The 14,935-nt window shown below is 69.7% G+C and carries 12 protein-coding genes; 6 read left to right on the top strand and 6 right to left on the bottom strand.

Going from position 1 to position 14,935, the window contains the following annotated elements; genetic code table 11:
- Positions 1-52: 52 nt before the first annotated feature.
- Together F9C11_RS16325 and mftR are read left to right on the top strand one after the other, a co-directional pair.
- The gene (locus F9C11_RS16325; RefSeq protein WP_009082060.1) at positions 53-511 is read left to right on the top strand and encodes an Lrp/AsnC family transcriptional regulator; all 459 of its coding nucleotides are present in this window, start codon (positions 53-55) and stop codon (positions 509-511) included.
- 95 nt (positions 512-606) lie between these two features.
- Positions 607-1,239, top strand: a complete 633-nt coding sequence (gene mftR, locus F9C11_RS16320; protein WP_409185711.1) for a mycofactocin system transcriptional regulator — start codon at positions 607-609, stop codon at positions 1,237-1,239.
- Between the two features lie 43 nt (positions 1,240-1,282).
- On the opposite strand, the gene F9C11_RS16315 is transcribed toward mftR, so the two are convergent.
- The 5 genes from F9C11_RS16315 to F9C11_RS16295 all read right to left on the bottom strand — a co-directional run bounded on the left by F9C11_RS16315 (position 1,283) and on the right by F9C11_RS16295 (position 7,509).
- Positions 1,283-2,092, bottom strand: coding sequence for a vWA domain-containing protein (locus tag F9C11_RS16315; protein ID WP_409185710.1), 810 nt, complete (start codon positions 2,090-2,092; stop codon positions 1,283-1,285).
- A gap of 125 nt (positions 2,093-2,217) precedes the next feature.
- Positions 2,218-3,156: an AAA family ATPase gene (locus F9C11_RS16310; protein WP_409185709.1), complete on the bottom strand. Its 939-nt coding sequence runs from the start codon at positions 3,154-3,156 to the stop codon at positions 2,218-2,220.
- Positions 3,153-4,274 carry an NDMA-dependent alcohol dehydrogenase gene (locus F9C11_RS16305; protein ID WP_009082064.1) on the bottom strand — a complete coding sequence of 374 codons (1,122 nt, stop codon included), beginning with the start codon at positions 4,272-4,274 and terminating at the stop codon, positions 3,153-3,155. Before F9C11_RS16305 ends, F9C11_RS16310 begins: the two co-directional genes overlap by 4 nt.
- 28 nt (positions 4,275-4,302) lie before the next feature.
- On the bottom strand, positions 4,303-5,802 hold the full coding sequence (locus tag F9C11_RS16300) for an aldehyde dehydrogenase family protein (protein ID WP_409185708.1): 1,500 nt from the start codon (positions 5,800-5,802) through the stop codon (positions 4,303-4,305).
- A 63-nt stretch (positions 5,803-5,865) separates the two neighbouring features.
- Positions 5,866-7,509 (bottom strand): sigma-54-dependent Fis family transcriptional regulator, encoded by a 1,644-nt coding sequence (locus tag F9C11_RS16295; protein ID WP_409185707.1) that lies wholly within the window; start codon positions 7,507-7,509, stop codon positions 5,866-5,868.
- A 128-nt stretch (positions 7,510-7,637) separates the two neighbouring features.
- Here F9C11_RS16295 and F9C11_RS16290 point away from each other — a divergent pair, with 128 nt between their 5' ends.
- Positions 7,638-8,207: a YdcF family protein gene (locus tag F9C11_RS16290; RefSeq protein WP_409185706.1), complete on the top strand. Its 570-nt coding sequence runs from the start codon at positions 7,638-7,640 to the stop codon at positions 8,205-8,207.
- A 518-nt stretch (positions 8,208-8,725) separates the two neighbouring features.
- On the opposite strand, the gene F9C11_RS16285 is transcribed toward F9C11_RS16290, so the two are convergent.
- Positions 8,726-9,763 carry a TetR/AcrR family transcriptional regulator C-terminal ligand-binding domain-containing protein gene (locus F9C11_RS16285; protein ID WP_409185705.1) on the bottom strand — a complete coding sequence of 346 codons (1,038 nt, stop codon included), beginning with the start codon at positions 9,761-9,763 and terminating at the stop codon, positions 8,726-8,728.
- Positions 9,764-9,845: 82 nt separating this feature from the next.
- On the opposite strand from F9C11_RS16285, the gene F9C11_RS16280 reads away from it, so the two are divergent.
- The 3 genes from F9C11_RS16280 (at position 9,846) to F9C11_RS16270 (ending at position 14,928) form a co-directional block, all read left to right on the top strand.
- Positions 9,846-11,312 (top strand): FAD-dependent oxidoreductase, encoded by a 1,467-nt coding sequence (locus F9C11_RS16280; protein ID WP_409185704.1) that lies wholly within the window; start codon positions 9,846-9,848, stop codon positions 11,310-11,312.
- Positions 11,313-11,692: 380 nt separating this feature from the next.
- On the top strand, positions 11,693-13,315 hold the full coding sequence (gene abc-f, locus F9C11_RS16275) for a ribosomal protection-like ABC-F family protein (RefSeq protein WP_409185703.1): 1,623 nt from the start codon (positions 11,693-11,695) through the stop codon (positions 13,313-13,315).
- On the top strand, positions 13,312-14,928 hold the full coding sequence (locus F9C11_RS16270; protein ID WP_409185702.1) for an ABC-F family ATP-binding cassette domain-containing protein: 1,617 nt from the start codon (positions 13,312-13,314) through the stop codon (positions 14,926-14,928). The genes abc-f and F9C11_RS16270 overlap by 4 nt, the downstream gene beginning before the upstream one ends.
- Positions 14,929-14,935: the final 7 nt, after the last annotated feature.

Here is a 14,935-nt window from a genome sequence, read left to right as displayed (position 1 = left end):
GATGACGCGCGAGAGGCCCGATCGGGCGGATCCGTTGCGTACGATGCCGCCCATGGCCGAAGAACTGCTGGACGCGACCGACCACGAGATCATCGCGTTGCTCCGCGAGGACGCCCGGCGCACGTTCTCGGACATCGCCGCGCGGGTGTCGCTCTCGACCGCGGCGGTGAAGCGGCGCGTCGACCGGCTCCGGGAGAAGGGCGTGATCACCGGCTTCACCGTGCAGGTCGACCACGCGAAACTCGGCTGGGGCATCGAGGCGTTCGCGCAGCTGAGGTTCTTCGGCAGCACGAACGTCGCGGAGATCGTGGAGACGACCACCCGGATCCCGGAGGCGCAGGCGGTGTTCACCATCGCCGGCGACCCGGACGCGGTGGTGTGGCTGCGCAGCCGCGACATGGCGCACCTGCAGAGCACGATCGACGAACTGCGGCGCAGCCACCGGATCACCAGCACGCGCACGTTGATCGTGCTGGATTCCTGGGTGCGCGGGGAGGAGCGGCCGGAGTGAGCGGATGCGGTCCGGGCGGAGGCCGGGCGGGTCGCCGGGGGTGCGTGACCGAGTAGTGTCACCGGGTGACAGAAGCGTTCGCGGGAGGGGGCGGCATGGCTGCTGATCCAGGCGCCGAGGCGCGGCCTCGGAGGGGGCGGCCTCGCGGGACCAGTGCGCGGCAGCTCGAGGAGATCGCGTTGCGGCTGTTCACCGAGCAGGGGTTTCACGAGACGACGGTGGATCAGATCGCGGCCGCGGCCGGGGTGAGCCGGCGGACCTTTTTCCGGTATTACGACGCCAAGTCGGACGTGTTGTGGAACGAGTTCGATTCCGAGGTCGAGACGATTCGGGAACTGCTTGCGGAGGCGCCGGAGGATGTTCCCGTGCTGGAAGCCGTCCGGCGGGCGGTTTTGGCTGCCAACCATTATCGGGCCGAGGACGTGCCTGAGTTGCGGATGCGGATGAATTTGCTCAGTACTGTCGCCGAGTTGGCGGCTAGTGCTACTCGGCATTATGACGCCTGGGAGCGGGCGGTGATCAGTTTCGTGGCGCGGCGGACTGGGCAGGCAGAGGATTCGTTGTATCCGTTGGCGGTGGGGCGGGCGGTTCTGGCTACTTGCCGGGCGGCTTACGAGCGGTGGTCGGCTCGGGCTGATGCGGATTTGACTTTGTATTTGGATGCCGGGCTGCGGGCGTTGGCGGCTGGGTTCGCGGATGAGGTTTTGGTGGGGGATCCTGGGGTTTGACGGGGTCGCCCCCAACCGGCGTCAAGGGCTGCGCGGGTTCCCCTCACGGGCGGTCCAGCAGGGCGGCTAGGGCCGCGGGGGCCGCTGCGGCTCCGCTCAGCGGATGCCAGCGGGCTCCTGCTGCCTTGGCGAACCGTTCCGCTTCTCCGCAATCCTCGGCTGGGGCCAGGATCAGGAGATCTTCGCACGCGCGGGCGGGCGGTAGCGGATCCTGATCATCTGTTGCTCTGCAGTCCGACAGCAGCAGGACTGTTTTTCTCGCCGCGCGGGACGAAGCGAGTTGTTCGTTCGCCTTGTGCAAAGCGGCTGCCAATGCGGTCACTCCGTGTCCTCGCAAGGACAACACTGAATCCACTACCGCTGCCTTCGTTCTGGAGGACCATAGCGGGCGGATTACTTCTGCTGTTCGGGCGAAGGACACCACTGCGTGTTCCGCCGGGGCTCGCCACGCGCATGCTGCTGCGGTGAGGGCAGCGGCGGCCAATCGAGTGCCGGTCATGGAACCGCTGGTGTCGATCGCCAGGCAGAGGGCCAACTCTGGGCGGGCCCACCTGCGGGCCACCAGCTCGTCCAGTGCTGGGACTCCTCCGGTCGCAGCCGCGTCCAGCAGCGCGGGCAGGGAGCGGTCCAGGTCCAGTTCGCCGCCTCGGTCGGCGCGGTCTCGGCGTAGTTTTCCGACGCCCCTGGCCCTCGCCACCCCGCGGCGGGCGACGTCGATCATCAGGCGGCGGGCCAGGTCCCGGGCGGCCGCGCGCAGGGATTCGTCGGTGGCTTTGCTCATCTCGACCAGCAAGGCCATGGCCTCGTCGGCGTCCTCGCGGAAGGCGGTGCTGAACGCTTGCTCGTCCAGCACACCTACCTCAGGCGAGATTTCCGCGAAGCGGGCGTTGCGGGACAGTTCGGAGCGCGGCGTGGTGCTGCTGCGCGCCGAACCTGGCCGGGGTGTGCGTGGTCGCGGGGGGCCCGCCGGCGGCGGGCTCAGGCTTCCCCCGGCGGATCACCGCCTTCTGAACCAGGTGGCGGGGATTCCGTTCCGAAGATGGCGACATACAGTTCGTCGATCACCGATTCCGCGGTGCGGCCGCTGGATTCGTGCAAGGCGATCCGACCGGACAGAGCGGCCAGCGCGGCGTCGTGGCCGATCCGCCAGTCGGTCGCCGAAGCGCCGCGGATGCGGGCGAGCGAGACCGCCAGCCGTACCACGTCGATCGCGCCGCGTACGGAGGAGCCGACTCGGACATCGGCGTGCTCGCGCGTGCGGCGCACCAGATCCACGACGTTGTCCCGCCATTCCACCGGGACGGACGGGCTGCGGCGGGCGACGATGTCGCTTTCCTCATCCTGGGTTTGGTAGCCCATCACGATCCGGCAGACCCGGTCGTAGATCGCCGACGAGATTCGGGCCGTGCCGACCGCGTCGAACGGGTTCATCGCGGCCACCAAGCGGAATCCGTCCGCGGCGCGTACCCGGCCCAGGCGGGGCACGTGGAGTTCGGCCTCGGACATGACGGTGATCAGGACGTTGAGCGTCTCCTCCGGGATCCGGTTGACTTCCTCGACGTACAGCAGGCCGCCGGTGCGCAGTGCCTCGATCAGCGGACCGTCCACAAAGGTCTCCGGCACGTAGCCTTCGGCCAGCACTCGCGAAGGATCGAACTGTCCGACCAAGCGAGCAGGGGTCAGTTCGGCGTTGCCTTCGACGAACACGAACGGTGTGCCGCCCGCCTCCGCGACGGCGCGCAGCAGAGTGGTTTTGCCGGTGCCGGGCGGGCCTTCGAGGACGACGTGCGCGCCGCAATCCAAGCCGGCCAGCAGGAGTTCGATTTCGCGTTGCCGGCCGACCACGTCCGCGGCCAGGAGGGGAACCGCGGGCTGCGGACCGGAAACCGGCCCGCAGCTCGCGGACAAAGCCGTCACGGCGCGTCGTGGACCAGCACGCCGCGCACGTTCCGGCCCTCCAGCAGATCGTCGTACCCCTGGTTGACCTCTTCCAGGGTGTACGTGCGGGTGATGATCTCGTCCAGCTTCAGATCCCCGCTCTGGTACAGGCCGAGGATCTTCGGGATGTCCGTGGTCGGGTTGCAGTCGCCGAACAGGCTGCCCTTCACCGTCTTCTTGAACAGCGTCAGGATCGAACCAGGCAGATTGACGTTGTTGACCGACAGTTTGTTCAGCCCGGTCAGCACGATCGTGCCGCCCTTGCCGGTGGCGTTGAACGCGCCGGTCACGATCTCCTCGGTGACGATGCCCGCGGTGACGATCGTCTTGTCCGCTCCGTTGCCGTTGGTGAACGACTGCGCCAACTCGGCCGCTTCCTCCGGCGTCGCGACCGCGTGCGTAGCACCGAGTTCCATCGCCTTTTCGCGCTTGTTCTCCAGCGGGTCCAGCGCGATCACGTTCTTCGCGCCGGCGTAGCGCGCGCCCTGCACCGCGTTGATGCCGATGCCGCCGACGCCGGACACGATCACCGTTTCGCCCGGGCGGACGTTGGCGGCGTTGACCGCCGAACCCCATCCGGTCGGGACGCCGCAGCCGACCAGCACCGCCTTGTCGAGCGGGAGGTCGTCGTCGACCTTCACCACCGAGTTCTGGTGGATGGTCGAGTACTGGCTGAACGTGCCGAGCATGCACATCGCGCCGTATTCCTTGACCGGGCCGGGGCCGCTGAACGGGAACCGCTCGCCCGGCAGGTAGCCCTCGAGGATCGTGGCGCCCATGTCGCAGATCGCCTGCTGCCCGGTGGAACACCAGCGGCACACGCCGCAGTTCGGGATGAACGAGCACACCACGTGGTCGCCCGGCTTGACCCGGGTGACGCCGGGGCCGACGTCCTCGATGATGCCCGCGCCCTCGTGGCCGAGCACCATCGGCAGCCGGGCCTCCAGGTCGCCGTGCGCGATGTGCACGTCCGAATGGCACAGGCCGGCGTGCGTGTACCGGATCAGCACCTCGCCCTCGCCGGGGCCTTCGAGATCGAGTTCGACCACCTCGATCGGCTTGCCCACCTCGTAGACGACCGCTGCTTTCGTCTTCATCGGGAACTCCTTTGTTCGAGCGGGCGGATCACAGCGCGATGTTCACGGACTTGGTCTGCGTGTAGAGGTCGAGCGCGGCCGCACCCAGTTCCCGGCCCCAGCCGGACTGTTTGTAGCCGCCGAACGGCATCGCCGTGTCGAAGCCGTTGTACTGGTTGACCCACACCGAGCCGGCCTTCAGTTCCTTCGCAGTACGGTGCGCCTTCGCGACGTCGCGTGTCCAGACCCCGGCGGCCAGGCCGTATTCACTGTTGTTGGCCGCGGCGGCCACGCCCTGTTCGGCGTTGAACGGCATGGCCGCCACGACCGGGCCGAAGATTTCTTCGCGGACAATGCTGAATTCCGGTTTCACGTCGACGAAAACGGTCGGTTCGATGAAGTATCCGGTTTCGCCCCAGCGTTTTCCGCCGGTGAGCGCGCGGGCGCCGTCGGCGAGCCCCTCGCCGAGGTAGCGCGAGACGCGGTCGAACTGCTCCTGGGAAACCATCGGGCCCAGCTGGGTTTCCGGGTCGAGGCCCGGTCCGATCTTCACCTGGCTCGCCGCCTGCGCGACCGCCTGGGTGAACTCCTCGAAGATCGTGTCCTCCACGTACAGCCGCGTTCCGGCGACGCAGCACTGGCCGTGGTTGAACATCCACGCGTTGACCGAACCGGGCACCGCGAGGTCGAGATCGGCGTCGGCGAACACCACGTTCGGGCTCTTTCCGCCCAGCTCCAGGGAAACCTTTTTCAGGTTTCCGCTCGCCGCCTGGACGATCTTCTTGCCCACCTCGGTCGAACCGGTGAAGGCGACCTTGTCGACGCCGTCGTGCGCGGCCAGTGCGGCCCCGGCGTCGCCGAAACCGGTGACGATGTTGACCACGCCGGGCGGGAATCCGGCCTCCTCGAAGAGCTGGCCCAGCAGCAGCGCGGTCAGCGGCGTCTGCTCGGCGGGCTTGAGCACCACGGTGTTGCCCGCGGCGAGCGCCGGCGCGATCTTCCACGCGGCCATCAGCAGCGGGAAGTTCCACGGGATGATCTGCCCGCACACGCCGACCGGCTCGCGCAGCGTGTAGGCGTGGAACTGCGCGTCCGGCGCGAACGGCATCGACACGTTTACCGTGCTGCCTTCGATCTTGGTCGCCCAGCCCGCGTAGTAGCGGAAGACGTCGGCGGCCCAGCCGGTGTCCACGGCCGTCGCGATCGCCGCGGACTTGCCGTTGTCGAGCGCCTCCAGCTGGCCGAAAATCTCCGCCCGTTCGGACAGCAGATCGCCGATGCGCCAGATCAGCCGTTCGCGCTCGTTGGGCTTCATCGCCGCCCACGGGCCCTCGTCGAACGCCTTGCGCGCGGCGGCGACGGCGCGGTTGACGTCCTCGGCCTCGCCGTGTGCGACCTCGGCGATCTTCTCCCCGGTGGCCGGGTCGTAGGTCGGGAACGTGCGGCCCGACGCGGCCGGGACCCAGCGTCCGCCGATCAACAGCTCAAGCGGACCTGATACGAACTCGCGGACCTCGGTGTGCAGGGGGAATTCCACCGTTGCGGTCACCTGACGCCTCCTCACTTCGTTGTGACGGAGGTCATCGTCACCCGGCGGACCGGGGGCGGAGTGTTACAGAAGTGGACAGTCGTCGGTCACGCCGAGCGCCTGCATGCGGCGGTAGAGCGTGGTGCGGCTGATGCCGAGTTCGCGGGCCGCGCGCAGCTTGTTGCCTTCGCTGGCGCGCAACGCCGTGACGATCGCGTTCCGTTCGGCGAGTTCGCGCCCGCCGAGCTGCCGCGTACGGGAGCTGCCGCGGTAGGCGGGCGGCAGCTGGGCGAGGTCGATCACGCCGGTGTACGGAAGACGGGACACCTCGCGCATCGCCGCGCGCAGTTCGTGCAGGTTGCCCGGCCACGGATGAGTCCGCAGCGCGGCCAGCGCGGTGCCGGTGAAGTGGGGTTTCCGGTCGGGATATTCGTCGCGGAGCATCGCCACGGCGATCCCCGGCAGGTCGTCGAGCCGCTCGCGCAGCGGGGCGAGGGCGACGGTTTCCGCGCACCTCGCCGCGATCGCCGCGACGGCTGGGGACATCGCGGCCGAGGGGACGGAAGTGAGCAGCAAGCGGGCCGATCCGGGGTTGTCCAGCGCCTCGCCGACCAGCGGGAGCAGGCTCTCCGGAAGCAGGTGAACGTCGTCCAGGACCACGGCGGTGCGCGGCTGCGCGACGAGGTCGGCGAATCTCGTTGCCCAGGCTCGCGGTTCCTCGCGCAGCGCGGCGGCGGCGTGCAGGACGACCGGATCGTCCGCACCCGCTCGCGCGCGGGCTTCGGTGGTCCGGCCGGTGCCCGGTTCGCCGGTGATAAGGACTGAGCGGGCGGGTTTCACGGCTGTGGGCGTGGGTTTTCGGCTGCTGGTGCTCCGCGCGATCCGGAAGACGGCGCCGTCCGTCGAACCCTCGACGCGTTCGGCTACGACCGAAAGACTGATTCCGTCACCCACTTCGAGGCGAGTGTCGAATACTCCGCGTTCCGGGACTTGCGGCAGCAACGTGCGCAACAGGGTCGGATCGGCCGGGCGGAGCTGTTCGATGCAGGTTTCGTTGGCGAACACCAGATCCCCGCCGAGCACCGCGACCGGCACGCTGCGGTGGTGCGTGGCCTGCTGGAAAGCCAGGAAGAGCCGCCGTTCGCAGGCGCGGGCGCTCTCCAGCACGAGCTGCTCGATGTCGCCGACGACGCGTTTCACCAGCGGCCCGAACAGCGGGTTGCTGCTGTCGCTTTCGCCGGTGATGTCGAGAACGCCTTCGAGCCGTCCGGTGAGCGGATGCCGGATGGGATGGCCGTAGCAACTGAACCGCTTCAACGCGTCGGCGTAGTGCTCCTGACCGTGGATTTCCACCGCCTGGCGCGATTCGTGCGGCGTGCCGAGCGCGTTCGTGCCGACGCGGCCCTCGCTGAGCTGCGAACCGTGCAGCACGCCGATCTCCTCCAGCTGGCGCTGCAGGCCGCGGTCGCCGAACCAGCGGAAGACGAGCCGGCAGTCGCGGTCGGCGAGCAGAATGGAGAACCGGGTGCCGGTCAGCTGCTCGACGAGCTGCTCCAGCACCGGCCGGGCGGCGGTCATCAGCCTGCTGCGCGGATCGACCTCGCCGATCGAAATCGCGGCCTGGTCCAGCTCCGGCTCCACGCCGAACAGCCGGGACCGGCGCCACGAATCGGCGATCGGCGGCCGCAGGACGGCGGAGCCCTGCGACGGTGTTCCTCCGAGCGACACTGCTCCTCCCGACTACCGACGACGACGTAGCGGTTCGTGTGACAGTACCGTCGCGGATCGACAAGTTCCAGACGTGCGTCCTCTCGCGACCCGGATTGTCCTTTGTGGACACTGGTAGGATCGGGTGAGTGCTGCGCCGTTTTCTGCTGCTTTTCGTCGCGTTGGCCGGCTGGGCCGAATGGGAACACTGGCGCTCCTCGCGCCGCGGAATGGGCAGCCGCCCCGGGACGTCGGGCACCGGCGAGGCGGTGGTCGTGCTCGGCTACCGCAACCGCGGGTCGCGAGCCAATTTCGTGAACCGCTGGCGAGTACGGGCGGCAGTACGTTCCCAGGCGCCAGGACCGTCCCGCTTGGTGCTGTGCGGCGGGGCTGTCGGCGGCCCGGAGCCGGAGGCCGCGCTGATGGCCCGGTACGTCCGCTCGCACGGCTACCGCGGTTCGCTGGTGCTCGAGACGGAGAGCCGGTCGACGTGGGAGAACGTGCTCCACGCGACGCCGCTGATCGAGGACGCGGACCGGATCAAGATCGTCTCGGACCCGTTGCACGCGGAGAAAGCGCGGCTTTACCTGCGGAAGCACCGACCGGATCTGGCGGAGCGACTGGTGCCCGCACGGGACTACCGGTTCGGGGAATGGACGGCGGTGAAGCCGGTACTGGCGGTGCTGGGGAAACGGAGTTTGCGGCGGCTGCGGCGTTGAGCCTGGGGGGTTGAGCCTTGGGGGGTGAGCGTGCGCGTGCGGGCTGGCATCGCGAGCGCGGCAAGCTAGCAAACGCGAGCCGGGCGCGGTCGCCGCGCACTGACCCCGCGGGCAAGCGCGAGCCGGGCGTCGTCGCGCGCTCCGCATCGCCAGCACCACGAGCCGGAGACGTCTCGACGCACTGCCACGGCGAACATCACGAGCGAGCAAGCCCCACCGCACCACCGCCGACCTCGCCCGCCGAAGTGGACGGGGCTCATAAGCGGCAATCCCGGCCACAACCGACGCCGCCGCTAGCGAGCAGACCCCGCCCGCCGAAGCGCACAGTCTCGTGAGCGGCAATCCCGGCCCTAGCCGACGCCGCCGCTAACGAGCAGCCCCAACGCACAGTGTCGTGAGCGGCGATTCCCGAACCCAACCGACGCCGCCACTAACGAGCAGCCCCCACCGCACCGCACCACCGCCCCGCCAAAGCGCACGGCCTCGCGAGCGACCCTTCCGGTCCCCACCGCCACCCCTCACGAGCCACCGGGCAGGTGCGCGTTGATCTTGGCCACCGCCGCCTCCAGTCCGGCCCGTTCGTCCCGGTCGAGCGGGGCGAAGACCATCTCGTCGGCTTCCGCCAGCACCGCGTCGAGGCCCGCGACCACGGCGAGCCCGGCCGAGGTGGCGTAGACCCGCTTGCGCCCGCCCTCCGTGCGCCGCTCGACCAGACCCCGGCGTTCGAGCCCCTTGAGCAGCAGGGAGACGTTCGCGGGCGTCGTGCAGGTCATCTCCGCGACGTCCCGCTGGATCATCCCGGGCTCCCGCTCCAGATACCCGAGCACCATGGCCTGCTCGAAGGTGAGATCGCGCGTGCGGCTCCATTCCTCGACCCGCTTGCGCTGCCCCCACCGAATCGAGCGGAAAAGGTCGCCGCGCATCGGTTCCGGCCGAGCTCCATCCCGATAAGTTAAGTCCTTAACTGAAGAATTCGGTTGCACCAGCGGCAGGAAAAGGTCGTCGACGATCGACCGGATCCGCGCGGGCCGCAGCGGGGCGAGGTCCATCAGCAGGTCGTGCCGGACCAGCTGGAACGGCATCTCGAGCACCGTCCCGGACAGCCGCGTCAGGTCGATCTCGCCGCGGGCGTGGGCGCGCTGGTAGAGGTCTCGCGGAAGCAGCCGGTCGCCGATGATCTGGTCGCGGACCTGGGCGGGAGTGGCGCCGAGACTGGCCGAGAATCCGGAGTGGGAGGCAGCGACGACGATCGCGAAGAACCCGGCCAGGGCTTCGCTCACCGCGGTCAGGTACGCGAGCAGGTCGCCGCGCAAGCTCCCGGTGTCCGGCATGGCGATCGGGTGGTCGTCGCGGTGCCGCCGCATCGCGGCCAGCACGAGTTCGTCCTTGTTGGCCCATCGCCGATAGAGCACGGCCTCGCTCGTGCGGGCGCGGACGGCGACCGATTCCATGGTCAGCCGCGCGTACCCGGCTTCGACCAGTTCGTCCCATCCGGCCGCCAGCAGCGCGGACTCCAGCTGCTCGCCATGCCGGCGACGGACGCTTTCAGGGGCCACGCCTCCCATCATAGAAAGGTTTGTCTTTCTTAGCAAGCTGCCCTACTATCGCGGACAAGAGTTCGAACCAGGGGGAATCGAAATGCTGCTCGAAAACCTGTCCGCGCCGGAATTGCCGGTCCTGATCGCCGGAGCCGGCCCGACCGGGTTGACGCTGGCCTGCGAACTCGCCCGGCGCGGCGTCGCGTTCCGGCTGGTCGAAGCGTCCCCCGGCCCGCGCCCGGGCTCGCGCGGCAAGGGGCTCCAGCCGCGCACTCTCGAGGTGTTCGACGACCTGGGCGTCATCGACCGCATCCTCGCGAACGGCCGGTCCGCGATGCCGATCCTCCGAACCGACGCCGAGGGCACGACCAGCGGCGGCCCGGCCTTCGAGGAGCGTCCCGATGTTCCTTACCCCGCAACGGTGATCACCCCGCAATGGCGCGTCGAAGAGACCCTCGGCCTCCGCCTCGAAGAACTCGGCGGAGAGGTCGAATTCGGCACCGCGCTGGAGAGCTTCGACCAATCCGCCGACGCGGTGACCGCAGTGCTGCGCACCGGCGACGAGACCGAAACCGTCCGCGCGCAGTGGCTGGTCGGCTGCGACGGCGGCCGCAGCGTCGTCCGCAAACAAGCCGGAATCGCCTTCGCCGGCGAGACAGACGAGCAGATGCGGATGATCATCGCCGACCTGGCCGTCGACGGCCTCGACCGCGACGCCTGGCACATGTGGCGCTGCGAGGAGGGTTTCGTCAGCCTCTGCCCGCTGCCGTCGACCGGACAGTTCCAGTACCAAGCGCCCATCGGCGACGAAACCGACCTCGACCTCGCCACCCTGCAGGCGATCTTCGACCGGCGAAGCGGCCGCACCGACGTCCGCCTGCACAGCCCGGAATGGACGTCCGTGTGGCGCTCCAACACCCGGCTGGCCGACCGCTACCGCACCGGCCGCGTCTTCCTCGCCGGCGACGCCGCGCACGTGCACTCCCCCGCCGGCGGCCAGGGCATGAACACCGGCATCCAAGACGCGCACAACCTGGGCTGGAAACTCGCCGCCGCCTCGCCCGCCCTGCTGGACACCTACGAGTCCGAACGCCGCCCGGTCGCCGCCGGCGTGCTGCAGCTGTCGACCGCGCGACTGGCCGAAGCGGTCGCGCAGAAGAGCATCCCGATCCGCAGCGACCGGGACACGACCCAGCTCAACGTCAACTACCGAGGCTCCGTCCTGGCCCGCGACGACCGCGCCGAATCCGCCCAGCTCCGAGCAGGCGACCGCGCCCCCGACGCCCCCGGCCTCACCACCACGGCCGGCGAACGCCGCCTGTTCGACCTCACTCGCGGCGGCCAGTTCACCCTGCTGAACTTCGGCCCGCGGTGCGACTCGGCCGTCCGCACCTTCCACGTCGTCGCCCAGCCCGCCGCCGACGACGAGATCGCCGATTCCGCCGGCCACCTCGCCCGCGCGTACGCCCCGACCGACCGCACCCTGATCCTGCTCCGCCCCGACGGCTACGTCGGCCTGATCTCCGACGCGGGCGACTTCTCCGCCGTCGAGCAGTACCTGCCCTAGCCTCGTCCGTCCACAGTGGAACCCGGATGCGCTTCCTCCGCTTCCTGGTATCCTGGCCAGCGGACCGCAGAGTCGATCAAGAGGATTTCCATCGTGGCAGGTGAAGACGACATCTCCGGGTGAGCCCGGGGCACGGGCCAGTACGGCACCGGCCCCTCGCTGATCCCTGCGCGGCCTCGAGCCGCGCGCGGAGGTTCCCGCGCTGGTCAGGCGACATGCGCCACCGGACCCGCGGGCTGCGAGGCAACCGACCGAGGCAGGCGGGTCAGCACGCCGCCGGGCAGGTCGGGCATGCGCTGGTTCCGCATGGGCTCATCCACGTCGTCCACATCACCGACCAGCAGAGGGCGCCCCTCTGCCGATCCACCGCGAGGCCTCACATGTCCGATCTCCGCATCGTCCTGTCCGGGATCTCCTTCTCCTGGCCCGACGACACCCTCGTCTTCGACCAGCTCTCGGCCACCTTCCCGGCGGGCCGCACCGGGCTCGTCGCGCCCAACGGGGCCGGGAAGTCCACTCTGCTGAAGCTCATCGCCGGGCAGCTCGCCCCGGCCAGCGGCAGTGTCAGCGTGGACGGGGTGCTCGGGTATCTTCCGCAGGACCTGCCGCTCACCGCGGAGCGCACGGTCGCCGAGGTGCTCGGCATCGACGCGATCCTCAAGGCCATCACGGCGGTCGAGGGCGGCGACGCGGCCGAGGAGCACTTCACCACCATCGGCGCGGACTGGGACATCGAGGACCGCACCCGCGCGCAGCTGGACCGGCTCGGGCTCGGCGATCTCGCGCTCGACCGGCTGCTCGGCACGCTCAGCGGCGGCCAGGTCGTCTCCCTCGGCCTCGCCGCGCAACTGCTGCGCGGCCCGGACGTCCTGCTGCTCGACGAGCCCACCAACAACCTCGACCACACCGCCCGCCAGCAGCTCTATTCGGTGCTTTCCGACTGGTCCGGCTGCCTGCTCGTGGTGAGCCACGACCGCGCGCTGCTGGACCGGATGGACCGGATCGCCGAGCTCGGCGCGGACGAAATCCGGTTCTACGGCGGCAATTTCACCGAATACGAACAGGCGGTGCAGGCCGAACGGGAGGTCGCGGAAAAGAACATCCGCAACGCCGAACAAGAGGTCAAACGCGAGAAGCGCGAAATGCAGCAAGCCCGGGAACGCGCGGCGAAACGGGCCAGCAACGCGCAGCGAAACCTGTCCAGCGCCGGTTTGCCGAAGATCTTCGCGGGCACGATGAAACGCAACGCGCAGGAATCCGCGGCGAAGGCGGACGGCACGCACGCGGCGCGGGTCAGCGCGGCGAAGGCCAAGCTCGACCAGGCTGAACGGTCGTTGCGCGAGGAGCAGAAGATCAGCCTGGAGCTGCCCAAAACCGCGGTTCCGGCTGGGCGGACGTTGTTTTCCGGCAAGCATCTCCGGGTGCGCGAGCTGTTCGCGGGCGACGGTGCGGAGCTGTCGATCCGGGGTCCGGAAAGAATTGCGCTGACCGGCCCGAACGGGGTGGGCAAGTCGACCTTGCTGCGGCTGATGCACGGCACGCTCGCGCCGGACGCGGGCGAGATCAGCCGAGCGGACGGGCGCATCGCGTATCTGTCGCAGCGGCTCGATTTGCTGGATTCCGAACGCACTGTCGCGGAAAATCTCGCCGACGCCGCGCCGGAAATGCTGCCCGCGGATCGGATGAATCTGCTGGCGCGCTTCCTGTTCCGCGGCGCGCGGGCGCATCTGCCGGTCGGCGTGCTGTCCGGCGGCGAACGGCTGCGCGCGACGCTCGCGTGCGTCCTGTTCGCCGAGCCGGCCCCGCAACTGCTGCTGCTCGACGAACCGACGAACAACCTCGACCTGGTCAGCGCCGGCCAGCTGGAAAGCGCGCTGAACGCTTACCAGGGCGCGTTCGTGGTGGTCAGCCACGACGAGCGGTTCCTGGCCGAGATCGGCGTCGACCGCTGGCTGCGGCTGGAAAACGGGCAGCTCCGGGAAACGGCCGGGATCGCGGAATGACCGCCCTGCGCGCGCACGAGATCGTGCGGGTGCTCGGGGGACGGCGCGTGCTCGACGGAGTGTCGGTCACCGCCGCCCCCGGCCGCCGGATCGGGGTGATCGGCGAGAACGGCACCGGGAAATCGACCCTGCTGAGAGTGCTCGCGGGCGTGGACGCGCCGGATCGCGGCGAGGTCGAGCGGCCGCCGGAGCTGGGTTTCCTGCACCAGGAAATGCCGTTCGACCCGGCACAGACGGTCGCCGAGTTCCGCGACCAGGCCCTCGCCGCGGCCCGCGAAGTGCTGGCCGGACTCGACCGGGTCGCCGCGCTGCTCGCCGAAGCGCCGGAAGACGCCGCCTTGCTGGCCGAGTACGCCGAATTGCTCGACCAGGCGCAGCAACACGAGGCGTGGGACGCCGACCGGCGGGCGGAGATCGTGCTCGCCGGGCTGGGGCTCGCCGAGATCGAACCCGAGCGCACGCTCGGTTCCCTCTCCGGAGGCCAGCGCGGACGGCTCGCGCTCGCCGGGCTGCTGGTGCGCCGTCCGTCCGCGATGCTGCTCGACGAACCGACCAACCACCTCGACGCCGAAGCCGCCGCGTTCCTCGAAGCCCAGCTGCGCGAACTGCCCGGCGCCGTGGTGTTCGCCAGCCACGACCGGGCGTTCCTCGACGCGGTGTGCACCGACATTCTCGACCTCGACCCAGCCCCGGACGGCCCGGTCCGGCACGGCGGCACCTACACCGAGTACCTCGGCTGGAAACGCGCCGAACGCGAACGCTGGGAACGGCAGTACCTCGAAGAGCAGGAAGAACTGGAGGAACTGCGCGACGCGCTCGGCGGCACCGCGCATCGCGTCGCGCCGGGCCGGCTCGCTCCGGACAACGAGAAAATGGGCCTCGGCCGCAGGTCCGGCCGGGTGCAGAACCAAATCTCGCGCCGCGTCCGGGCCACCACGCGGCGGCTGGACGAACGGGAACGCACCCAGCTGCCCGCGCCACCGCCGCCGCTCCGGTTCCGCCCGCGCGCGCTGGCCGTCGAGAACCCGCGGGAAACCCTTGTCACGCTGGAGAACGTGCATCTTCCGGCCCGGCTTTCCGTCTCCCGCCTGGAGATTCGGGCGGACACCCGGCTGCTGGTCACCGGCCCGAACGGCGCCGGAAAGTCAACGCTGCTGCTCCTCCTGGCCGGAGATCTCAACGCGGAAGGCGTGACGCGCCAACCCGGCATCACCACCGGAATCCTCCGTCAGGACACCACTTTCGCGCGCCCGCAACGCACCGCCCGCGCCACCTATCTCGCGACGCTAGGCCCGGAGCGCGTCGCGGCCGTGCCGTTGAACTCGTTGGGGCTGCTGACAAATCGCGAAGCCTCGCGGCCGGTCGGCGAACTGTCCGTCGGGCAACGCCGCCGTCTCGCGCTCGCGCTCCTCATCGCCGACCCGCCGCACCTGCTGCTGCTCGACGAACCGACCAACCACCTTTCCCCCACGCTGTGCGACGAACTGGAGGACGCACTCGGCACCAGCCCGGGCGCGATCGTCGCCGCCACCCACGATCGGCGGCTGCGCGAAAACTGGACCGGGCAAGTCGTGCACGTCGGACCCGACCACCGCGTTACGCCGTTAGAGTGAGCCGCGC

The sequence above is a fragment of the Amycolatopsis sp. VS8301801F10 genome (assembly GCF_046195355.1).
GTDB lineage: Bacteria > Actinomycetota > Actinomycetes > Mycobacteriales > Pseudonocardiaceae > Amycolatopsis.
Note: the sequence above shows the minus strand (reverse complement) of the source record. Positions and strands in the feature narration are given on the sequence as shown.